Source organism: Sphingomonas naphthae (genome assembly GCF_028607085.1).
In the GTDB taxonomy this organism is placed as follows: Bacteria; Pseudomonadota; Alphaproteobacteria; order Sphingomonadales; family Sphingomonadaceae; genus Sphingomonas_Q; species Sphingomonas_Q naphthae.
Genome location: NZ_CP117411.1, coordinates 958,519 through 981,298, shown reverse-complemented (window position 1 = coordinate 981,298; position 22,780 = coordinate 958,519). Strand labels below are relative to the sequence as shown.

The 22,780-nt window shown below is 65.6% G+C and carries 18 protein-coding genes and 2 pseudogenes; 13 read left to right on the top strand and 7 right to left on the bottom strand.

The genetic code is table 11. The features are described from left to right. Positions 1-33: 33 nt before the first annotated feature. Positions 34-1,737: an acetolactate synthase catalytic subunit gene (locus PQ455_RS04640; protein WP_273689595.1), complete on the bottom strand. Its 1,704-nt coding sequence runs from the start codon at positions 1,735-1,737 to the stop codon at positions 34-36. Between the two features lie 354 nt (positions 1,738-2,091). Between PQ455_RS04640 and PQ455_RS04635 the strand changes: the two genes are divergently transcribed. From PQ455_RS04635 to PQ455_RS04615, 5 genes are read left to right on the top strand one after another with little or no spacing between them, the layout of a single operon-like run. Next, positions 2,092-4,215: a TonB-dependent receptor gene (locus PQ455_RS04635; RefSeq protein ID WP_273689593.1), complete on the top strand. Its 2,124-nt coding sequence runs from the start codon at positions 2,092-2,094 to the stop codon at positions 4,213-4,215. Between the two features lie 60 nt (positions 4,216-4,275). After that, complete coding sequence (locus tag PQ455_RS04630; protein WP_273689592.1) at positions 4,276-4,851, top strand: VOC family protein; 576 nt, start codon at positions 4,276-4,278, stop codon at positions 4,849-4,851. 59 nt (positions 4,852-4,910) lie between these two features. Continuing rightward, entirely contained in the window at positions 4,911-5,714 is an 804-nt protein-coding gene (locus PQ455_RS04625) for an SDR family NAD(P)-dependent oxidoreductase (RefSeq protein ID WP_273689591.1), read from the top strand. After that, positions 5,711-6,988 (top strand): MFS transporter, encoded by a 1,278-nt coding sequence (locus PQ455_RS04620; protein WP_273689589.1) that lies wholly within the window; start codon positions 5,711-5,713, stop codon positions 6,986-6,988. Before PQ455_RS04625 ends, PQ455_RS04620 begins: the two co-directional genes overlap by 4 nt. A gap of 58 nt (positions 6,989-7,046) precedes the next feature. Then, on the top strand, positions 7,047-8,246 hold the full coding sequence (locus tag PQ455_RS04615) for a serine hydrolase domain-containing protein (RefSeq protein WP_273689586.1): 1,200 nt from the start codon (positions 7,047-7,049) through the stop codon (positions 8,244-8,246). A 12-nt stretch (positions 8,247-8,258) separates the two neighbouring features. Here the strand turns inward: PQ455_RS04615 and PQ455_RS04610 are convergent, their stop codons facing one another. Further along, positions 8,259-10,031 carry a CoA transferase gene (locus PQ455_RS04610; RefSeq protein ID WP_273689584.1) on the bottom strand — a complete coding sequence of 591 codons (1,773 nt, stop codon included), beginning with the start codon at positions 10,029-10,031 and terminating at the stop codon, positions 8,259-8,261. On the opposite strand from PQ455_RS04610, the pseudogene PQ455_RS21055 reads away from it, so the two are divergent. Together PQ455_RS21055 and PQ455_RS04605 are read left to right on the top strand one after the other, a co-directional pair. Beyond that, positions 10,001-10,141, top strand: a pseudogene (locus PQ455_RS21055) (IS6 family transposase); the annotation flags it as partial. The gene PQ455_RS04610 and the pseudogene PQ455_RS21055 overlap by 31 nt on opposite strands. A gap of 5 nt (positions 10,142-10,146) precedes the next feature. Next, a pseudogene (locus tag PQ455_RS04605) lies at positions 10,147-10,230 on the top strand (integrase); the annotation flags it as partial. A 317-nt stretch (positions 10,231-10,547) separates the two neighbouring features. Here the strand turns inward: PQ455_RS04605 and PQ455_RS04600 are convergent. Beyond that, complete coding sequence (locus PQ455_RS04600; protein WP_273689583.1) at positions 10,548-11,582, bottom strand: potassium channel family protein; 1,035 nt, start codon at positions 11,580-11,582, stop codon at positions 10,548-10,550. 83 nt (positions 11,583-11,665) lie between these two features. Here PQ455_RS04600 and PQ455_RS04595 point away from each other — a divergent pair, with 83 nt between their 5' ends. From PQ455_RS04595 to PQ455_RS04570, 6 genes are read left to right on the top strand one after another with little or no spacing between them, the layout of a single operon-like run. Further along, positions 11,666-13,471, top strand: a complete 1,806-nt coding sequence (locus tag PQ455_RS04595) for an SLC13 family permease (protein WP_273689581.1) — start codon at positions 11,666-11,668, stop codon at positions 13,469-13,471. 57 nt (positions 13,472-13,528) lie between these two features. Beyond that, a complete protein-coding gene (locus PQ455_RS04590) occupies positions 13,529-14,491 on the top strand; it encodes a mechanosensitive ion channel family protein (RefSeq protein ID WP_273689580.1) in 963 nt (320 codons plus the stop codon). Beyond that, positions 14,488-15,594, top strand: coding sequence for a permease (locus PQ455_RS04585; protein ID WP_273689579.1), 1,107 nt, complete (start codon positions 14,488-14,490; stop codon positions 15,592-15,594). The genes PQ455_RS04590 and PQ455_RS04585 overlap by 4 nt, the downstream gene beginning before the upstream one ends. Further along, positions 15,591-17,153, top strand: coding sequence for a DUF389 domain-containing protein (locus tag PQ455_RS04580; protein WP_273689578.1), 1,563 nt, complete (start codon positions 15,591-15,593; stop codon positions 17,151-17,153). Before PQ455_RS04585 ends, PQ455_RS04580 begins: the two co-directional genes overlap by 4 nt. Next, entirely contained in the window at positions 17,150-18,421 is a 1,272-nt protein-coding gene (locus tag PQ455_RS04575) for a cation:proton antiporter (protein WP_273689576.1), read from the top strand. The genes PQ455_RS04580 and PQ455_RS04575 overlap by 4 nt, the downstream gene beginning before the upstream one ends. After that, the gene (locus PQ455_RS04570; protein ID WP_273689575.1) at positions 18,418-19,824 is read left to right on the top strand and encodes a DUF2254 domain-containing protein; all 1,407 of its coding nucleotides are present in this window, start codon (positions 18,418-18,420) and stop codon (positions 19,822-19,824) included. The genes PQ455_RS04575 and PQ455_RS04570 overlap by 4 nt, the downstream gene beginning before the upstream one ends. A 21-nt stretch (positions 19,825-19,845) precedes the next feature. Here PQ455_RS04570 and PQ455_RS04565 read toward each other — a convergent pair. The 4 genes from PQ455_RS04565 to PQ455_RS04550 form a co-directional block, all read right to left on the bottom strand. Beyond that, a protein-coding gene (locus tag PQ455_RS04565) for an IS3 family transposase (RefSeq protein WP_273686543.1) occupies positions 19,846-20,966 on the bottom strand; the annotation gives its coding sequence in 2 pieces (ribosomal slippage) (positions 19,846-20,717 and positions 20,717-20,966; 1,122 coding nt in all). A 153-nt stretch (positions 20,967-21,119) separates the two neighbouring features. Continuing rightward, on the bottom strand, positions 21,120-21,338 hold the full coding sequence (locus tag PQ455_RS04560; protein ID WP_273689572.1) for a hypothetical protein: 219 nt from the start codon (positions 21,336-21,338) through the stop codon (positions 21,120-21,122). Positions 21,339-21,362: 24 nt separating this feature from the next. Then, positions 21,363-22,311 (bottom strand): IS630 family transposase gene (locus tag PQ455_RS04555; protein WP_273685921.1). Its coding sequence is split into 2 segments (ribosomal slippage): positions 21,363-21,968 and positions 21,970-22,311, totalling 948 coding nucleotides; the frame shifts between segments, so codons are not numbered across the junction. 34 nt (positions 22,312-22,345) lie between these two features. Further along, a complete protein-coding gene (locus tag PQ455_RS04550) occupies positions 22,346-22,774 on the bottom strand; it encodes a cytochrome P460 family protein (protein ID WP_273689570.1) in 429 nt (142 codons plus the stop codon). Between the last annotated feature and the right edge of the window lie 6 nt (positions 22,775-22,780).

Sequence of the window (22,780 nt, the reverse complement as noted above, 5' to 3'; positions counted from 1 at the left end):
ATGTTTTGCAGCCGGCCGGGATCGTGGGCAGGGTTATTTCAGGTTCATCTTCGCGGCGTTGCCGTCCCACAATTTCGAGGGCGCATAAGCGTCGGCATCGACGATCACATCGAGTACCGTCAGCGTATCGGCGGCGAGCGCCGCCTCGAGCGCGCCGCGCAGATCGGCGGGATCCTCGATCCTGACACCGAGCGCACCGGCCGCGCGGGCGACGGCCGCATGGTCCACCGGCGCGAAGGCGATCGCCGACGAGGTCTTGCCGTAGAAGAGGTTCTCGGCGTGGCGCTGATAGCCCAGCAGCCCGTTGTTCAGCAGGATGACGACGACCGGGATATTCTCCCGAACCGCCGTCTCGATCTCCGACCAGACATGGGCGAAGCCGCCGTCGCCCACGATCGCCACGACCCGCGATGCCGGCGAGGCCAGCTTGGCCCCCATGCCGAGCGGCATGCCCCAGCCAAGCCCCGCCATGCCGCGCGGCAGGAGGAAGCGCTGCCCGGTCCGCTTGGCGGTGAGGTAGCTCGACACCCAGATCGAGGCATAGCTCGCGTCCGCCACAACGATATCGTCGGCGGTGAGCAGCGCATCGAGTTCGGCGAGCATGCGCTGGGGCAGGATCGGCGTTTGATCCGACCGGAAGATCGGTGCCATCACTTCCTTATGTCGGCGGCGCCCCTCGGAGATCGTGGTCAGCAGCGACGCGGCCCCGGCGGTGCGCTGCGACAGATCGGCCCGTGCGAGCCCGTCCGACACGTCTTGAAGCGCCAGCAGGGCATCGCCGACGAGGCGGATCGCCTCGTAATTGCGTCCCACTTCCAGGCTATCGACGTCGATGTGGATGTAGGTCGCCTCGGGCGACGTGAGGGTCCAGCCATCGGTGCCGTTCTCATTCGTGCGCGAACCGACGAACAGCACGACATCCGCCCCCGCGATCAGCGGGATATGGAAATGGGCCGGCCCGTTCTCGCCCGTGACGTTGGCGGCGACGCCGAGCGACAGGGGATGGTCCTCCCCAATCCCGCCCTTGCCCATGTTGGTGGTGACGACCGGGATCTGGCCGATCTCGGCCAGCCGCTGCAATTCCTGCGCGGCCCCCGACAGATGGACGCCGCCGCCCGCCACGATCAGCGGCGATCGCGCGGTGGCGAGCGCATCGACGGCGGCGCGGACGCTTTCGGGATCAGGCCGCGTGCGATCGAGCGGAAATGTACCGCTGCTCCGCGAACGGGCGAACCGCGCCGGCTTCGCCTCCATGTCGAGGACGTCGCGGGGGAGCAGCAGCACCACGGGGCCGGGGCGCCCCGAATTAGCGACCGTGATCGCCAGATCGACATAATCGTCCGCCCGAGCCGGGTCGTCGAGGCGGCGCACCCATTTCGAGACGCCCGCGAACAAAGCGAAGTGATCGAGTTCCTGAAAGGCGTTGCGATCCCTGAGCGACGCCGGAACCTCCTGCACCAGCACCAACATCGGCAGCGATGCCGTCAACGCCTCCGACATCGGCGCGACCGCGAGCGTCGCGGCCGGGCCGTTTTGCGCGACGAGAACGCTGATCTTGCGGGTGATCCGCGAATAGCCATCGGCCATCACGCCGCCGGCATTCTCCGTGCGGTAGAAAATCTGGCGCATCCCCGCCTCTTCGGCCGAGATGCTGAACGAGATCGGATTGCTCTGCCCGAAGAACAGGCTGATGCCATGCCGCTGCAAGGCGGCGGCGACGACGTCGGAAACCTTCATCAATGCCCTCTCCACAAGCCATCGAAGGCGGCTGGCGACCGGTCGGCCCGCCCCTCGCGCTTCGCATCGGCGGGCGATGCTCGCCCGCTGTCAGGGTCGGGCGGACGCTGGCCCGACCTGATCTTCGGGCTTCGATCTGGGGCACGGCGGGACCCGGCGTCCAATTCCTTTTAGCGAAGCCCCATCCCCTTCTTTCATGGCTCGAATTCGCCATTCCCGGCAGGAATAGGCCGGGAAGACTAGGCATTTGCCCGACCCGGCCGGTCTGTGGTGATAGGCCGGCCAAGGCAGGAGAACGGCGCATGCCGCCCTGCCCCGCAAAGAGAACAAGCTCGGCAATCCGGGAGGGATGCGATGAAGAACAGGATTTCACTCTGGCTGTGCTCCACGGCGGGCGCCACGCTGCTGGCGGCCCCCGCTCTGGCCCAGACCTCGGCCACCCCTGCGGCGCCAGCCAATGGCGAGCTCCCGGTGCAGGAGATCGTCGTCACTGCCCAGAAACGCTCGGAATCGCTGCGGAATGTTCCGGCATCCGTGACGGCTCTCGGTGGCGTCGCACTCGAATCCAGCGCCGTGCTAAGCGTCAACGACGCGCTCCGCGCGGTGCCCGGCATCACGAGTTATAACTCCTTCCAGGGCGGCATGACCAAATTCTCGGTCCGTGGCGTCTCGTCCAACCCGTCACTGTTCAACGGCAGCAGCGTCGTCGGCTATTATCTCGATGAAATCCCCTTCGCCTTTGCCCGCTTCCCCGTGTCGCCGGACGCGAATGCCTATGACATGGAGCGCGTCGAAATCCTGCGCGGCCCGCAGGGTACGCTCTACGGCTCCAGCGCGCTCAACGGCGTGGTCCGCGTCCTGACGCGGGATGCAAACCTCAACGAATTTCAGCTCAAGGCGCGCGGCTCGGCATCGAGCACGCGCTACGGCGGCGACAATCTGCGCGGCGACGTGGCGGTCAACATCCCGATCGTGCCGGGCCGCCTCGCCGTGCGCGCGGTCGGCGGCTATTCGGACTATGCGGGCTGGATCGACCTGCCGATCCCCGGCATCAAGAATGTCAACGACAGCAAGACCAAGAACCTGCGGCTCAAGGCCAATGCCGAGCCGGTCGACAATCTGAATGTCGAGGGCCTGATCTGGATCAACCGTAACGACATCGGCTCATCGAACAATTCGCGTGACGACAAGACCTGGCTCGCCCGCTTCCGCCAGCCGGCCAGCACCGATTTCGACGCTTACGGGCTGACGGTCTCCTACGACTTCCCGACCTTCTCGCTCCTCAGCGCCACCAGCCACATCAAGTTCAAGAATTCGAGCATCATCGACGCGCCCGTCGGTGGCGCCCGCCATCTGACCGAGTTGGGGGCCAGATTGTGGTCGCAGGAGGTTCGCGCGGTTTCGAGCAATGACGGCCCGTGGGGATGGTCGATCGGCGGCATCTACCGCGATGCGCAGGACAATCAGCGGCAGAATTTCGATACGCTCTTCTCAGGCCTGACCCTGGATTTCGATTATGGATCGAAGTCTTACGCCGTGTTTGGCGAGATCAGCCGCAAGTTCCTCGACGATCGGCTGACGGTGACGGGCGGGCTGCGCTACTTCAAGGACAAGACTAGCTACCACGAAACTTCCTACTGGGTCGCCGGGCCGCTGCTCCCGGATCGGCGCGAGAATTTCGACGCCGTGACGCCGCGCGCCGTGATCGCGTTCCGGCCGAACACGGCGCTGTCGCTCTACGCCAGCTATTCGCAAGGCTTCCGCAGCGGCTTCAGCCAGAACGGCCAAGTCCTGCGGATCACCAATGCCGCCCAATCCGTGCGGCCCGATCGCCTCCACAATTACGAGATCGGCGCGAAGGGGCGCCTTGCCGACGGCCTGTTCGAGTTCGACACCGCGCTTTACTATATCGACTGGAAGGACACGGTTCAGGTCCTCAACGTCATCGTCCAGACGCCGGCGGGTCAGTTCGGCGTCAACCAGGCGATCAACTCGGGCTCGGCAAGCGGCCTAGGCGCCGATCTCGCGGTCACCGTGCGCCCGGCACGCGGCTTCGATTTCGGTGGCACGATCAGCGTGAACAATCTCGAATTCGATCAGGACATCATCTCGGGCACGGCGGTGCTGTTCCGCAAATCGTCCAGGCTGCCCGAATCGGCGAAGATGACCGCGACGGCCCAGGCCGGTTATGCTTTCGCGGTATCCGAAGATTTCCGCCTGCGCCTGTCGACCGCGCTCACCCACATGTCGAAGATCTACAATACGTCGGGGTTCACCCTGCTGTACGGCAACAACACGACCAAGGTGGACACCGAGATCAAGCTCACGTCCACTAAGGGCTGGAACGTCTCCCTCTTCGCCGACAACATCACCGACGATTACGGCCGTGTCCGCCGCGTCGGTCCCCAGCCGGTGAACGATTATGCCGACCGCCTCCGCCCGCGCACGATCGGCGTGCAGTTCGAACTGGAAATCTGAGGGCGGGGGGCCCGCCGCTCTCCCCCCACTCCGCCCATCGATCGAAGGACATCGCGACCTATGACCATTCCGGCCTCACCCTCGACCAGAATTCAGGCGAAGCTGATCCAGCTCTGCTTCGTGGTCGAGGATCTCGAGGCCGCCATGGCCGACCATTCGCGGATTTTCGGGGCCGGCCCGTGGTTCCTCTACAAGGAGCCGCCGGCCCACCTCGACCGGACGCTCTATCGTGGCCGGCCGACACCGATGGGCACCCGTGTGGCGCTGGGTTATGCCGGCGACATGATGTACGAACTCGCATGCCCGCGCCCGGAGATGCCCTCGATCTTCCGCGAGGTGGTCGATCGGCAGGGATACGGCCTCCACCATCTCGGCTTCGGCGTGCGCGATTTCGACGCGGTGGCGGAGACGCTTCGCAGCGATGGCCTCGAAAGCCTGCATTATGGGGTAACGCCACGCGGCGCCCGGTGCGTCATGGTCCGCCGCGAGGGCGCGCCGCACGCGATCGAGGAATATATCGAGCTGTTGCCGGCGAGCGACGCCTTCTACGCTTTCATGCGGACATGCGCTGCTGAATGGGATGGCCGGTCACTGGTCTACGACCAGCCCGCCCCCAGTGACGTGATCCTGTCGTAGCACCAAGCGATCGGCGCCCGGCAGGCACGAATATCAGACGAATGATTGGAGAGACGGGAATGGAGCTTCAGCACAAACTGGCCGGACAATGCGCCATCGTGACGGGCGCGGCGCGGGGCCTCGGCCGGGCCTATGCGCTCCGGCTGGCGTCGCTGGGCGCAGATGTCGCGATCCTCGACGCCGATCTCCGCTCGTTCGAGGCGTTCGAGCAGGAGAAGTCGGCGATGACCGCCGACACGGCCATGGCCGAAGTCGAGGCCATGGGTTGCCGGAGCGTCGGGATCGAGGTCGATGTGACCCAACCCGATCTGGTGACAGCAGCGGTCACGCAGGTCGCCGAGACGTTCGGCCGGGTGGACATCGTCGTCTGCAACGCCGGCGGCGGCATGGGCGGTCTGGCCGAAACCGGTGGAAGCGTACTGGAGGACGAGGTGCTGGACGCCGTCATCAGGCGCAATCTTTACGGCACGATGTACACCTGCCGCGCCGCCGCCACCATCATGAAAGCGCAGCGATCCGGCAGGATCGTTACCACGTCCAGCCTCGCCGCCAAGCGCCCCGAGATGGGCGGCGGCTATGCCCATTATGGCGCGGCCAAGGGCGGGATCGAAGCCTATACTCGCTATCTGGCGCAGGAACTCGGCCCGTTCGGCATCACCGCCAACTGCATCGCGCCCGGCATCATCCGCACCGGCCGGACGGCGCCGATCCACGACGCGCTGGGCAGCGATACCAAGTCGAAAATCTCGCTCCAGCGGTTCGGCACGCCGGACGATTGCGCGGGGGTCATCGAGTTTCTGGTCACCGACCTGGGATCATACGTCTCCGGGGCGCTCATCCCCATCGATGGCGGGCTGTTTTGAGCGATATCGCGCCTTCCATCGACGGCGAGGCGCGGCCCTCTTCGGGGTCGTCCGCGAAGGTGGCGGAATTCCGCTCGCACTGGCGCGCGCTGCTGGCGGTCGTCATCGGCCTGAGTACAGGGGCCGCCTCGACCCTCGGATATAGCCATGGCGCGCTGATCGGCCCGCTGGAGGCCGAATATGGCTGGTCGCGCAGCTATCTGTCGCTGGGCATCACCGCCTTCGGGCTGGCCGTCCTGCTCGGCGGCGCGCGCTGGGGTGCGTTGTCCGATCGCTTTGGGGCGCGGCGCGTCGCGGTATTATCGCTGCTGGTGTACGGTACGCTGCTGGCGTCGGCGCCCGATCTGATCCACCTTCTCCCCTTCTGGTTGATCTATTTCATCACGAGCATCGCCGGAACCGGGGCGACCGCCGCCGCTCTGACGAAGCCGATCAACGACAATTTCTTCGCGGCGCGCGGCATCGCGCTCGGCGTGGCGTTCGCCGGTATCGGTCTGGGCGCCTTCTGGGTGCCGCTCGCGACGCAATGGCTGATCGAGCAGGGCGGCTGGCGGTTCGCCTATCATGCGCTCGGCGCGATGTCGTTCGCCGCCGCGCCCATCGTCTGGTTCCTGCTGGGGCCGTCGGCCGACGCTGCGGCGACCCCGGCCGTCACGCATGCAGGAAAGGATGAGCTGGACGGCCTGACGCTCCATCAGGCGGCGCGGACCCGGACCTTCTGGCTGCTCATCATCCTCGGTACCGCGCTGACACTTGGGATCGTCGGGATGACGAGCCACCTCATCCCGCTGTTCCACCATGCCGGTGCCTCCCCGGCCCGCGCGGTGGCGATCGCCTCGATCCTCGGTCTGGCCTCGATGGCGGCGCGGCTGCTCGTCGGCTTCGCGCTGGATCGCGCCAGAGGGCCGATCATCGCGGTGCTGGTGCCGATCGTCGCCTCGGCCGGCATCCTCCTGCTGCTCCCCGGCCCGGTCACGGCGCCCTTCGCCGTGCTGCTGATCGGCCTGGCCTTCGGGTCGGAAATCGACATGATCGCCTATTTCACATCGCGCTATTTCGGCCACCGGGAGTTCGGCGCGATCTATGGCTGGATGTTCGGCGTCTTCGGGATTTCCGGCGGCTGTGCCTCCTATCTTTCGGGTGCGATCTTCGATCATTTCGGCAGCTATCACCTCGCGATCCTCGCCTGCGTCTCGCTGACGGCCCTTGCCGCGCTGCTCGCCACGCGGCTCGGGCCGTATCGCTTCGAAACCCGCCACACCGTCTCTCACTGACGCATTGCCCCGCCCCAGCCGGCGCGAACGCCTGAGGCCATCAATCCGAGGATCCGAGATGCTGAACCAGATGGATATGCCAGAGCGGATCGCCCCGCCGATCAGCCCAGCCCCCTATGTCGCGGCCGGCTTCGAGGATGTCGCCACGGTCTTTCAGGAGCATCTCGCCACCGGGGCCGACATCGGCGCGGCGGTCGCCATCACCGTGGGCGGGGAGATCGTCGTCGATCTGTGGGGCGGCCATGCCGACGAGGCCGGCACCTGCCCGGTCGATCGCGACAGCCTGTTCGCGATATGGTCGGCATCGAAGGGCGTCACCGCGACCTGCATCGCCCTGCTCGTCGAACACGGCAAGCTGGATCACGAGCGGCCGGTCGCCGATTACTGGCCGGAATTCGCGGCGGAGGGCAAAGGCCGGGTCACTGTGGCGGAGATGATGTCGCATCAGGCCGGCATCTGCGGCGTGCGGACGCCGATCACCATCGAGGATTATTACGGCCATCACACCGTGGCGCGGCTGCTGGCGCTGGAAAAGCCCTTCTTCACGCCCGGCTCGGCATGGGGCTATCACGCCCTGTCGATCGGCGTTCTGGCGGATGAACTGGTCCGCCGGGTCGACGGCCGCACGGTCGCCGAATTCTTCCGTCAGGAACTGGCGGGGCCGTTGTCGCTGGACATCTTCATGGGCCTGCCCGTGGCGGAGGCGTCTCGGCTGACCGAGACCATTCCCCCGTCCGGCGACCGGCAATATTCACTACAGGTGGTGCCCAATCAGGAGGCATTCGACGCGGCAGTGCTCAATCCCCCGCTGGCCGCCGCTTGGGCGAACCAGCGGGATTGGCAGGAGGGCGGCCTACCGGCAGGCGGCATCATGGCCAACGCACGCGGTCTCGCCCGTCTTTACGCATTGCTGGCAAACGGTGGGCAACTGGGCAATGTCCGGTTGTTGTCGCCGGACACGATCGCCGCCGCTTCACTGGAACGGATCGACGGCATCGACGAGGCCACGGGCAATTATCGCCGGCTTTCGGCCGGCTACCAACTGGCCACCGGCGGCCGTATGGGGCCAAACCGGTCTACCTTCGGCCACTCGGGCTGGGGCGGCGCGATCGCTTTCGCCGATCCCGAACTTCGCCTGAGCTTCGCCTATACGCCGAACCGCATGGTCGTCGATGATCCGCGCATCGCGGACGAGCGCCTGTCACGCCTTCTGACGGCGACCTACCGGGCGCTCGGCGTGACCGCGCCGTTCATCTGACGGCGCGGCCGCTCACCGCCATTCCAGTCGCGAGCTTCCCTGCGCCACCAGAACCGGATCGTAGGCACCGGGCGTGCGTGACATCGTCACCTGATCCGTCACCCCCTGATAATCGCCCAACGGCGTCTCCGCGGTGAAGATATCCGGGTCCAGATAGCGATGCGGCTCGGACATGCCGGCCGTCCGATAGGCCCAATCCTTGTCGAATATGCCGAGCGCGAGGATCCACAGCGCGACCCGCGATAGCGAGACATGGACATGGTACGAGCCACCCTCCGCGGCGCGACGACGCAGCGCGGACACGACACCGGCCTGCGCCAGCCACGGTGTCAGAAAATCGTTGACGACGCCGACTGGCGGCAGCGCGGGCCGATCCGGCGATCCTTCGAGCGCCATGATGCCCGTCACCGAACCGGCGGACTGATCGAACCCCGGCCGCTCGGCCCATGGCCCGCCGTTGCCATGCAGGGAGACCGACACATAGATGATGCCGGGCCGCTCCCGCGCGACCTCGTCCGGCGTCATGCCGATCTCGCGGAGGAAAGCCGGCCGCCGGTTCTGGAAGAAGATGTCCGCTCCCCGCAGAAGCTCGATCGCGAGCGACCGATCGGCGCGCGGATCGAGCCATGCCGAACGCATGCCGACGTGGGCCGAGCAATAGGTGATCTCATGCTCGCCATCGCCCGGACGCCACAGATTAAGGACATCGCATCCGTGCAGCGCCAGCGACCGGCCGAGCCCCGCCCCCGCGATCACATGCGCCATGCCCAGCGCGCGATAGCCGGAGAAGGGCAGCGCCCCCACCGGCCGCAGCGGCTCGGGATCGGACTCGCCGATCTTCGTCACCTCGATCAGGGGCAGATCAGCCAGCACCTCGGTATATTGCCGCTCCTCCATCATCTCCGGCAGTGTGCGCACCACCGGCATGACCACGCCGGCTTCGTGCGCCGCCTGCTCCAGGTCCGCCGCCTTCCAGCCACCGATCGCCTTAGCGATGGCATTCCGCGTCAGCGGCACCCCGAGCAACTTCTGGGCGCGAAGGCGCAAATTGGGATAGCCAGCCTGCGGAAAGACCCAGCGATCGTCGGCCGTCCGATAGAAATCGAACATCATCTCGTTACCGACTTCTAGTGTCGTCTTAGTCGGATAGCGGCCGATACGCTCCCATTTGTTGTCGTAGAAGGGGCATAGCCGATGCGGCGCTTTGCGGAGATCGATATCGATGTCCTGTCCGGCACCACCCCGCCAGCGATGAAAGGCCGCCGCCGAAACCGATTTCGCGAGAAGCGCGATGGTCGCCGCCCCGCCCAGTCGCAACGGACTGCGGATGACCGGATCCGCCCCGGCATGCGTCACGCTACCATCAGCATCCGCCACCGACATGCCGACGCCACCGAGGACCTCCTCGAGCGCGGCCGTGAGATCGAACGAGGCATCCGTCGCGGGGTTCGCGTAGGAATGTCTCAAACGCGCCGTGAGCGTGGACATGCGTCTCTCCCATATCGTTTTTGTTCTTAGGGCGGTGTACGAGCCGGCCGCCCACAGGGTCATGGCCCTTGCATCAACCCGCCGGTCAACTTGGAGGAGCGGCGTTGCTGTCGTCCAATGCCTTCTTGGGGAGGCTGTTTCTCTTTGCTCATATCGCCGCCCGGCACCGTCATAGTACCGTTCGAGCAGGAGAGGGTCTGTCACTGCGGAGGACTCTGTCAGAGCAAATGCACCGGATGTTAGGAACCAGCCGGTAGCACGGCGAGATGCCTCGCCATCGCAAGCCTCCCAGCCCATTTCGCTATTTCAACTCGTCATCCGAGGTGATCCGGCTCGTGGTGATGATGTACGTGCGCTTTCCACTGAGCTTGCGGAATGTCGAGGACCTGCTGTTCGAGCGCGGTATCACGTCAATAGCAAGATCGAGAACACGGTGCGTTATCTTGGGATCGACGTGGAAGACGCGCTCGCGCTTGCCGAAAACACCGAGATCTGAATTTGTGGGAGCCCGTGTCCGGGGGAGCCGAACACGGGCGCCTGCGACAAAACCATCGTACTCATGCGGCATTCCGAACGGCTGCACCTGTCAAAAGGAGACGTTCAGCCCACGGCCAACCACGTCACAGATCGATAGGAACAGCCGATTGACGACTGACGACCTCCAGGATGGCCGCCGCTGAGAAGGTGACCCAAACTGGGACATTCGCGACGCACCCGAGACTATTCAGTTTCTGGCATTCATTCAGTTTTCCGTGTCGGATCGTTTTGGCAGCCAACTTATCATCTGCTCCGATGGCGGACCGGAGACGCGATTTAAACCGTCCTGCTTGGTACGACCTCGATGATCCGGTCCCCCGTTTCCAGCACGTGTACTTCCGGTTGCCAGAAACCGTAACGCACCTCGTTCCGGTACACGCGCAACCCCATGCCGGTGGTGATCGCCGATAGCGGCTTGCCGATCTCGTGCGGCGCGACGGCGCGTTCGTGGAGCGACACCGCGCCGTGAAGCCCGGCCAGATCCATCATGTAATCGGCCAGATGCGGCCCGCTGGTCGATCCGGCGAGCAACAGACCGGCAAAGCTCGCCGGATTGATCACGGTGTTGGCACCGGCCTGCGTCGCCAGCGCTTCGTTGTCCTCCGACCGGATCACGACGCTGATCGGCAGGGTTGCCGCCAGCCGTCGCGCCGTCAGGACGATCAGGATCGAGGTGTCGTCGCGCCCCGCCGCAACGATCATCGCGCTCGCGCGGGCCACGTGCACCGCCTCCAGCGTGGTGTTGCGCGTGGCATCGCCGGCCAGCACGACGACGCCTTCGCCCTCGGCCTTGTCCAGGGCGTCGGCACGCGGGTCGATCACGACGATCTTGTCGCGGTAGTTGCCGCGACGGATCAACTCCGCGACCGCCTCGGTGCCGCTCGTGCCGTGGCCCGCCACGATGATATGGCCGTGAAGATCGTTCTGCAGGACGCGCATGCGCCACCTCTCCCAAACGCGTTTCAACAGGAAGTCGTAGGCCGTCCCAAGAAAGATCAGCCAGACGAACAGCCGCACCGGCGTCACCACGAAAGTATCGAACATGCGCGCGCGGTCGGTGACGGGGACGATGTCGCCATAACCGACCGTCGTCACCGTGATCATCGTGAAATACACGACGTCGACGAAGCTGACGCTGCCATCGACATTGTCGCGCAATCCCGTCCGGTCGAACCAGTGCCCGGCCAGCGCGACGCCGATCAGCGCCAGCGCCAGGCCGATCCGCCACGACAACGCCAGCCATATTGGTGTGCGGCCGCGCTGGCGCAGGACGGGTGAGCGCTCGACGGGGGGCAGGTCCGGGCGAAACATGGTGGTGCCTTAGCGCGGATCGGCGCGTTGGACAGCCACCGGTCGTCCTGCCGGAAACGAAAAATGACCGTCGGGATAGCGACTTGCTGCACGAACTGACGACGATCATGACCGCCCATCAGTCCGTTCTGGGGCTGGTGTTCGTGCTCGCGCTGTTCGTTGCCTTCGCCACCGAGCGCTTTCCTCCCGTCACGATCGCGGTGTTCGGCGCCGCGCTGATGATCGCGCTTGGCTGGCTGACGCCCGAGCTCGTGACCGACGCCTTCGCCAATTCTGCGCCGATCACGATCGCCGCCTTCTTCATCCTGTCGGGCGCGCTGGTTCGCACCGGCACGATCGAGGCGCTGGCCAGTACCGTCGTCAGACGCGCGGGCATGGCGCCGCGCCGTACCGTTGCGGAGATGCTGGCGGGCGCCGCGACCGCGCCTGCCTTCATCAACAATACCCCCGTCGTGATCGTGCTGATCCCGCTCGTGCGCCGCTTGGCCAAGACGGTCGGGATCCCCGCGACACGTCTGCTGATCCCGTTATCCTATCTCTCGATCCTGGGCGGCACGCTGACGCTGATCGGGACCTCGACCAATCTGCTGGTCGATGGCGTCGCGCGGGCGAACGGACAGCGCGCGTTCGGAATCTTCGAGATCACCGGGGTCGGTCTGGCGGCGATGGCGGCGGGCGTCGTGACGATGCTCGTTCTGGGTCCCAAGCTCCTGCCGGCGCGCGCGGACAACGACATTGCGGACCGGCATCGACTGACCTATCTGACCGAACTGACGCTGGCCGTGGCTCTTTCGAAACGCGACGCCATCGTCCAGGATCTGGCGTTCCTGAAGCGTGACGCAGTTCGCCTGGTCGCGATCCGTCGCGGCGTCGAGTTGCTCCGTGATCCATCCCCGGACACGCGGCTTCTGCGCGGAGATCGGCTCGTGGTGTCCAGTTCGGCCGACGAACTCGACGGGCTTGCGCGCAGCCATGACGTGGTCGTCGGGTTGCAGAATGTCGGGCGGCCGATCCGGCTGGCCGATGACGAGCGCGCCGACGACGTGCGCCTGATCGGCCTGACGATCGCCCCGTCGCATCCCGCCCTTGGTCGCCAGTTGCGCGATATCCCCTTCTTGTCGAACCTGCCGGCACGGGTGCTGGGGATCGGGCGCGCCCGCCATCTGCCGGGTCCCGATCTCGGCAGCGTCCGCCTGCGCGCCGCCGACAGCCTGCTCGTCGCCGCCGATGAATCCGCCATCGCCGAACTGCGCGAGAACACGAATCTGATCGCCGAGGACACCAGCCATGTCCGCCGCTTCCGCCGCCGCCGGGCGCCGATCGCGATCCTGACGCTGGCGGGCGTCATCGTGCTGGCCGCGATAGGCGTGCTGCCGGTCGTGGCGCTGGCCCTTATCGGTGTGGGCGTCGTGCTGATCACCGGCTGCATCGATCCCGAAGAAGCTTGGCGCTCGATCGACGGCAGCGTCCTCGTCCTGATCTTCTCGATGCTCGGGATCGGCAGCGGACTGGAGGCGATCGGCACGGTCGGACTTGTCGTCGACACGATTTCGCCTTGGCTCGGCACGTTGTCGCCGCTGATGCTGATCCTCGTCCTGTATTTCCTGACATCGCTGCTGACCGAGACGGTGACGAACAATGCGGTCGCCGTCATCATGACGCCGGTCGCGATCGGCCTCGCGCACGCTACGGGCAACGATCCGCGCGCGCTGATCATCGCGGTGATGTTCGCCGCATCGGCCAGTTTTGCGACGCCGATCGGCTATCAGACCAATACGATGGTCTATGCGGCGGCCGATTATCGCTTCTCGGACTTCGTGAAGATCGGCATTCCGATGAACGTCATCGTCGGCCTTGCCACCTGCTTTGCGATCAACGCCTTGATCTGAAGGAAGGAAAGCCGTCACGGGCCCGGAACAACGTCGCCACCGGCCCGTTCGCAGAGGATGCAGCCCGTTACGCCCCCACCCGTCAAGAACCCGGTCGACCTGATCGTCGCCAAGCTCCACGTCGCGGCAAACGACTTCTTTCTGCAATCGCCCAATATCCTGGGCGGCATCGTGTTCGTCGTGATCGCCTGGTTCGCGGGCAAGTTGATCGCGCGCGGCGTGCGCAAGGGGTTCCATCACAAGGGGCTGGTCGATCTGGGCGGGGTGATCTCCTCGCTCGTGTTCGGGCTGATCGTGGCGGCGGCGGTGATGATCGCGGCGGTCATCGTCTTCCCCAGCGTCAAGCCGGCCACGATCATCTCCAGCCTCGGCATCGGATCGGTCGCGATCGGCTTTGCCTTCAAGGACATCCTGCAGAATCTGCTGGCCGGTATCCTGCTGCTCATCAACCGGCCCTATCGGCGCGGCGACCAGATCGTCGTCAAGGATTTCGAGGGCACCGTCGAACACATCCAGAGCCGCGCCACGCTCATCAAGACCTATGACGGCAGGCGTGTCATCATCCCCAACTCCGACGTCTATACCTCGCCCGTCATCGTCAACACCGCCTTTCCGACGCGCCGTAGCCAGTTCGACGTCGGCATCGGCTATGGCGACGATCCCGAGGAGGCGTGCCGCGTCTTCGCGGAGGCGGTCGCGAAGGTCGAAGGGGTCGAGGCCGACCCCGCACCGGAGGTGCTGCCCTGGGGTCTCGCCGACAGCTATGTGATGCTGCGCGCGCGCTGGTGGACAGACTCCAAGCGCACAAATGTCGCGCATACCCAAGCACGCGTCATTCTCGCTCTGTACAAGGCCGCGAAAGAGGCTGCGATCGATCTGCCCTATCCGACCACCGTCATGCTGTTCCACGATCAGAGCGAGGCGACCGACGGCGATCGATCGGCGCAGCGCGAGGGCTGGCCTGCGGGCGCCAACCCGCCAGCCGCACGTCGTCCCGCTCGCGTATCCGACGACGCATGATCGACAAGATCGAGCACGCGCTGCTGATGGCGGCCGGTATGTTTTGGCAGACCGGCTGGAGCCTGGTGCTGGGCTTCGGCATCTCCGCGCTGTTACAGGCGATCGTGCCCGCCGAGCAGATGCAGCGTGCGCTGGGACGCGGCGGTATCCGCCAGATCGCATTGGCCACCGTCGCGGGCGCGGCCAGTTCAAGTTGCTCCTACGCATCCGCCGCGATCATGCGGACGATGTTCAAGAAGGGCGCGGCACTGGTCGCGAGCCTCGCCTTCCTCTTCGCCTCGACCAATCTCGTCATCGAACTCGGGATCATCCTGTATCTGTTGCTCGGGTGGCAGTTCATGGTCGCGGAATGGATCGGCGGGCTCGTCCTGATCGCGGTGATGAGTATGCTGGTGAAGCTCACGCTACCCAAATCGCTGGTCGACGAAGCCCGACATCACGAAGAGACCGGCGCCGGCCACCAGCACGAAGGCGCCACCGGCAAGGGTGAAACCTGGCGCCAGCGCCTGACCGCCCCCGGCACGCGCGTCGCCGTCGCGCGGAATTTCACGATGGAATGGCGGATGCTATGGAAGGACCTGCTCGCCGGTTTCCTGATTGGCGGGATCATTTCGGCGTTCGTGCCCGACAGCGTTTGGCGCGCGCTGTTCTTCACCGACGCGCCGCTGGCGATCCAGGCGCCGGCCAACGCGGTCATCGGTCCCATCGTCGCCATGCTGACCTTCGTCTGCTCGATCGGCAACGTGCCGCTGGCGGCGGTCCTATGGGCGGGCGGCGCGAGCTTCGGCGGCGTGCTCGCGTTTCTCTATGCCGACCTGATCGTGCTGCCGCTGCTGGACGCCTATCGCCGCTATTTCGGATGGCGCATGGCGGCCTATATGGGCGGCGTGTTCTTCGTGACGATGGCGATCGCCGCGCTCGTCATGGAGGGCGCCTTCACCTGGCTGCACCTCGTGCCCGACCGCGCCGTGTCGATCCGCGAGCGCGTGACCGATTTCAGCCTGAACTACACCTTCTACCTCAACCTGATCGCGATCGGCGTGGCGCTGTGGCTTTACACGCTATCCCGCAAAGCCCCGATGACGCATGAGCAACACGCATGACCGCTGAGACCACCGAGCACGCAGGTCCGGACCTGAACGAAAAACTGGCCCGGATGGCGCTGTACCGCTGGTGGCGGCGCGCGGTCGTCGGACGGGTCGATCACGAAGCGGTCATCGCACGGATCGTCGAGGATAGCGGCTGGTCGCCGCGCTATGCCTTCATGACGATGATGTCGGCGGGCATCGCCGTGCTCGGACTGTTGCTGTCGTCCCCAGCGGTGGTGATCGGCGCGATGCTGATCTCGCCCTTGATGAGCCCGATCCTCGGCTTCGGATTCAGTCTGGCGCTGTTCGATTTCGCCGAACTGCGCCGGTCGCTGAAGGCGCTGGCGATCGGCGCGGTCGCGGCGGTGGCGTTCACCGCGCTGATCGTCACGGTCTCGCCACTGCAAGCCCCGACGTCGGAGATCGTCGCACGGACGCGGCCCAATCTGTTCGATCTCGCGGTCGCTCTATTCGCGGCGCTGGCCGGCACCTTCGCGATCATCCGCGGGCGCGGCGAGACCATCGTGGGCGTCGCCATCGCCACCGCGCTGATGCCGCCGCTTGCGGTGGTCGGCTATGGCCTCGCCACGCGCAACATGCCGGTCGCCGGCGGCGCCTTCGCGCTGTTCGCGACCAATTTCATCACGATCGCGCTGTCGGCCACCGCGATGGCGCGCTATTATGGCTTCGGGCATCATCTGTCGCGACGGCAGAGCTGGACGCAGACGATCGTGCTCGCGCTGGTCTTCGTCGCGATGGCGATCCCGCTCGGCATTTCGCTCAATCGGATCGGGCGCGAGGCGCTGGCGGTATCGCAGACGCGCTCGCTGCTGACCGGCACGTTCGGCGACGAAGCCCGCGTGACCCAGCTCGATCTCATTTTCTCCGCCGAGCCCCTGGTCGTCCGCGCGGTCGTCATCACGCCGCGATCAGCCGTGAAGAAGACGCCGGCGGTGCAATCGGCGCTTGAGGAGACGCTCGGCCGCCCGATCCGCCTCGACCTCGACCAGATCGTCCTGGAGGCCGGCGCCGATGCCTTGGAGGCACAGCGCGAGGAACTGCGTCAGGCGGCCGACACGCCCAACCCGGAAGCGCAGCGCATGACCGCGCTCGCCCGGATGATCGCGCTCGTCACCGGCATCCCGGCGGATGACGTGACGATTGACCGCGATCACCGCCGCGCGACCGCCGCCGCCGCGCCACTGCCCGGCGCGACGGTCGCGACATACCGCGCGCTGGAAGCTCGCGCGGCGGCGGAAACCGACGGCTGGTCGGTAGCGATCGTCCCGCCGCAGGGACCGCTGCCCGAGATCGAGTTCGCCGACAGCGTCGACACGCTGGACGATGCGGCACGCGGCGCGCTGGCGACATCGATCTGGGCCGCGCGGCGCTGGAACATGGCCGCGCTCGGCGTTCCCGGCCTGCCCGTCGGTCCCGTTCCCAAAAGCCCGAACCTCTCGCAGCGCCGCGCACTCGCCATCGCGAACACGCTGCGCGCGCAAGGCGTGATCCCGGTCGCCGCGCCAGCCTCCGGGCAGCGTTTTGCGCTCGTCACTGGCGTCATCGCGCCATGATCGGCGGCCTGACGCTGACGCCGTTCGATGCCGCCGCCATCCTGATCGTGCTGGCGGCGGCGCTCGGCTATCTCAACTTCCGGTTCCTGCAATTGCCGTCGTCGATCGGGTTGACCATCATGGGCGCCGTCGCGTCGCTGATCGTCGTGGTGCTCGACCGGCTGTTCCCCCGCGCCGGGCTTGGCCACGATGTCATGCGCTTCATCGCGGGGATCGATTTCCACACGACATTGATGGAAGGCATGCTCTCCTTCCTGCTGTTCGCGGGCGCGCTGCATGTCGACTGGACCGAGATGGCGCGCGGCCGCTGGCCGATCCTCGTGCTCAGTACGATCGGCGTGGTGCTCTCGACGGCCTTGGTCGGCGGTGGCTTCCTCCTGCTCGCGCGGCTCATCGGCTTCGAAGTCCCCGCGATCTGGTGCTTCGTGTTCGGTGCGCTGATCAGCCCGACCGACCCCGTCTCGGTGATGGGCGTTCTGAAACGCGCCAATGTCTCGCCCGCGCTCGAGGCCACGGTTGCCGGCGAAAGCCTGTTCAACGACGGCGTCGGTGTCGTGATCTTCACCATCCTTCTCGTCTCCGCGCTGTCGGGGGAACCCTTCTCCGTTGCCCACGGCGCCGAACTTTTCGCGGTCGAGGCGGGCGGCGGCATCCTGCTGGGCCTCGTGATAGGCTGGATCGCGTTTCGCGCGATGCGGTCGATCGACGACTACAAGGTCGAGGTGCTGATCAGCCTGGCGGTCGTCATGGGTGGATACGCGATCGCCCGCCCGCTCCATGCCAGCGGCCCGGTCGCGATGGCGGTCGCGGGGCTCATCATCGGCAATGCCGGGGTCGCGCATGCGATGAGCGACACGACACGCGACTATCTGCACAAATTCTGGGATCTGATCGACGACATCCTCAATACGGTCCTGTTCCTGCTGATCGGGCTGGAGGTGGTCACGATCCCGGGCGACCTGCGACTGTTGGTGCTGGGTGTGGCGGCGATCCCGCTCGCGCTGCTGGCTCGTGCGATTTCGGTCGTCCTGCCGCTGCGCGCCATCCGTCCGCGTTATCATTACGGCCCCGTCGCACCCGTGACGTTGATCTGGGGAGGACTGCGCGGCGGCATCTCGATCGCGCTCGCGCTGGGGTTGCCCGAGGGGCCGCAGCGTTCGGTGATCCTGGCCGCAACCTATGTCGTCGTCCTGTTCTCCGTGATCGTGCAGGGCGGCACTATCAAGCGCGTTCTCGAACATCTGACGGCGAAGGACAGCACATCGTGAGAGCCCGTCTGCTGCGCATTGCCGATCATCTGCGCGAGAGTTACTGGTTCCTGCCGTCAATTATGGCGGTCGGCGCGATGCTGTTGGCGGCGGGACTGGTCTGGCTCGACAGCCATCATGCGACGACCTGGATGGACCGCATGCCCTGGCTCCAGGCCGCGCGACCCGATGGTGCGCGCAGCCTGTTGTCGTCGATCGGTGGTTCGATGATCGGCGTCGCCGGCACCACCTTCTCGGTCACGATCGCGGCGGTCGTCTATGCCTCGGGCCAGTACGGCCCGCGCCTGCTCAGCAACTTCATGTCCGATCGCGGCAACCAGGTGACGCTGGGCACCTTCATCGCGACCTTCCTCTACTCGCTGATCGTGGTCCGCACGATCCGCTCGCCCGGTGAGATCGCGGGCGAGACCGCGTTCGTGCCGCAACTGGCCGTGCTGGTCGGTGTACTGCTGGTGCTTTGCTCGATCGCGGTGCTGATCTTCTTCATCCACCACGTTCCCAGCCGCATCCATATCAACAGCGTGATCGAGCGGATCGGCGACCGGCTGATCGCGGAGATCGACAATCGCTTCCCGGTCTTTGTCGGCCAGCCGCTTGACGAGCGTGCCGACGACCCACGCATCCCCGCCGCCTTCCGCCCCGACGCCGATGTCGCCGCGATCGAGCGCCTTGCCGCCGTCCGCGCGAAGGACACCGGCTATATCCAGTTGATCGACGAGGCCGCGCTGATCGATACCGCGCGCGATCATGGCCTGATCCTGCGCCTGCAATATCAGCCCGGCGACTTCACCCATCGCGGCAGCGTTCTGGTCGAGGCCTGGCCTGCCGAGGATCTGGACGACGATGCCGCAAAGGCCCTGCGCGCCGCCTTCGCGATCGGATCACGGCGGACGGCGTTACAGGATCTGCGCTTCCCGATCGACGAACTGGTCGAGATCGCGGCGCGCGCGCTGTCGCCCGGTGTCAACGATCCGTTCACCGCGAATTCCTGCCTCGACTGGCTCGGCGCGGCGCTGTCCGATCTGGCGCGGCGTGACCTGCCGTCGCGACTGCGCGCGGACGATGACGGCGCGCTTCGCGTTATCGCGCACCCAATGACGTTTGCCGGCTTCATCGACCGCGCGTTCGGGGCGCTCGCGCAATATGCCTCTGCCGACATGATCACCGGCAATCGCTGCCTCGCGGCACTTGGCGACGTCGCGCTCAGTTGCGACGCGCCCGACCGGGTCGCCGTGCTGGCGCGGCAGGCGACCGCGTTCCGTGAACTCGCCGAGGATGCGCTGTCGGGCGCCAATCGCCGCGCGGTGCTGGCGCGCGCGGACCAATTGCTGCATGCGCTTGCCGAACCCGATTACAAGCGCCGCCTGCGCGACCGCAATGCGTGGCTTGGCGGCACTGCTTAAGATCTGACCTGCTCCCCGTTTTCATGCCGCTGATAAGTTAGCTTCGGTGTCCTCATGCCCCTGGCGGGGGCGGTTGGTAAACTCGGCGGGCGCCATGCCGCCGAGGCTGCTGTGCGGACGCACGGTGTTATAGTCTGTCCGCCATGCCTCGATGATCCGTCTCGCCGCAGCCAGCGAGGAGAACAGGTGCTCGTTCAGGCACTCGTCGCGCAAGCGACCATTGAAGCTCTCGACAAAGCCGTTCTGCTGCGGCTTGCCCGGCGCGATGTAATGCCACTCCACGCCCGTGTCCTGGCACCAGGCGAGGACGGCGTGACTGGTCAGTTCGGTCCCGTTGTCGCTGACCACCATGCATGGCAGCCCACGACGCTCGGCGATGGCCGTCAGCTCCCGCACGACACGCCGCCCTGACAGCGAGGTATCGACGATGCAGGCCAGGCACTCCCGGCTGTAGTCGTCGATGACATTGAGCAGGCGGAACCGCCGGCCGCAGGCCAATGCATCCGACACGAAGTCGAGCGACCAGCGCTGGTTGGGTTCCTGCGGAATCGCCATCGGCGCCCGCGTGCCCAACGCTCGTTTTCGGCCGCCGCGCTTTCGCACCGTCAGCCGCTCCTCGCGATACAGCCGGTACATCTTCTTCAGGTTCATGCCCTTGCCTTCACGCCGGAGCAGGACCGCCAGCCGGCGATAACCGAACCGACGACGCTCGTTGGCGATCTCGCGCATCCGTTCGCGCACAGCGTCGTCCTTCCCGCGAAGCGGCTCATATTGCCATGCCGACCGGTTGACCCCGATCAGTCTGCAAGCGCGACGCTCGGAGAAGCCGTGGTCGGCCATCAGCTTCTCCACCGCAGCGTAGCGATCCACAGACCGGGTCAGTTTTTTCCCAGCAGATCCTTCAGCGCCGACACGTCCAGCATCGACTCCGCCAGCAGCTTCTTCAGCCGACGGTTCTCATCCTCGAGCGTGCGCAACCGCGCCGCCTCCGACACGGTCATGCCGCCGTACTTCGCCTTCCAGTTGTAGAACGTCGCATCGCTGATGCCATGCTTCCGGCATAGCTCGGCGGTCTTCACGCCCGCCTCGTGCTCACGCAGCACGCCAATAATCTGGTCCTCGGTAAAACGGCCTCGACGCATCGCTCGTCTCCATCTGACGAGCTAACCTACCAATGGCATGATTTCCGGGGAGCAGGTCAGATCGTACCATGTGCTGGTGTGTCACTCCTCGCAGTATCCGCGACCCATCGATCCGGACACCCCGAATTTCGGCAAAATTCGGCTAGTTTCACATCACTTTTTGGCGAGCCGTGCAAGGTCCGCCAGGTAGGCTGGGCTAAGCGTTTTGAGACGCGTCGCCGCCGGAAGGAGCGTCGGGTAGAATTGCACGAAGGTGGTGTTGGCGGCGGCATGCTGCTGATGGCAGGCATAGCAATTGGCGGTGTATGGAAACATTTCGCCTTTTGCGCCGAAGAATCCCCAGCCACCTTTGAACCGCGCCTTGTCCTTCACATGCGCCTCTAGAGCATTCTGTTATTAGATTGAAGCATAGCCGGAGTTGACGAGGTAATTGGCGCATTCGGACGGGTAGAAGGCGTCGAGGAGCGATCCGATGCGTCGCCATGTGGTTTCGACAGTGCGCTCTGCGGCCTTGCGGAGGAGCGTCTTGAGCTTGGCGAAGACCTGCTCGATCGGGTTGAGGTCTGGGCTGTAGGGCGGAAGGAACAGTAGCCTTGCACCTGCGGCCCGGATGGCGCTGCGCACAGCCTCACCTTTGTGGCTGCCGAGATTGTCGAGGATGACGATGTCGCCGGGGCCAAGCGTCGGGATGAGGATTTGCTCGACGTAGGCGAGGAAGCTTTTGCCGTTGATCGGGCCATCGATCACCGCAGGTGCATCGATCCGGTCGTGGCGGAGCGCCGCCAGGAAAGTCAGCGTCTTCCAGTGGCCATGCGGCACCTTGGCATGGAGACGCTCCCCGCGCCGACAACGCCCATGGGTGCGCGTCATGTTGGTCTTGGCCCAGGTCTCGTCGATAAAGACCAGCCGCCGGGGATCGAGCTTGCCCTGATACCGTTTCCAGCTCGCCCGCCGGCGGGCAACGTCACGCCGGTCCTGCTCGCTGGGCAGCACGGTTTTTTTTGAAGCTGATGCCTTCGCCGGTGAAGAAGCGCGACAGCATGCCGGTGTCCGCCCGTACGCCGCGCTCGGCCAGTAGCCGGGCCGACAGGGCCGCCAGTGTGATGTCGGGCTCCTCCGCGATCGTCGCCAGCAACCAGTCGCGCTCCGGCTTCACCTTCGAGGGACGGTGCCCGCCAGTGCCGGCGCACCGCCGGTCACCCAGCCGCTCGACCCGCTGCACCCATTTGATCGCCGAGGCCTCGCTTACCCCGAAGCGCCGCGACGCAGACCGCCGGCTCTCTCCGCCACGCAGCACCGCATCGATCACCCGGTCCCTCAAATCTTGCGAATAGGCTCGTGCCATTCTGACTGACCTCCTCGCCAGCCAGCAGCTTGAATCACATCCAGCGACCGTCGGGAATCCCCAATCGATTCAATCTATCCGCAGCACGCTCTAGTCCAATCACGCCACTGGTCTGGAACTGGCCGGATCTGGTGATCGAACCCTTGGTCTCCACCGCGCGATTTTCGACGATCAGCACCGTCTTGTCGGGCCAGACGCCGGTCTTGAGAAAAGCGCGATAGGCATCGCGCGGCGCAAACACATTGTCGAACTGGTGCACCGGGCGCTCGGTATAGCTCGTGTCGATACCCGACGAGAGGAACACCCATTCGCGGTAATCGGCCGGAACAATCAATCGGCCACCCTTCGTGTAAGCGGGCGTTCCGCCAGTCGCGGCAGCAGCGCGAGCATTGCCCTGAGCAGCGCGAAACGCGAGCGCCCCGCTTATCGCTACTGCACCGGTTAGCAGAACCTTTAATCGCATGATGAC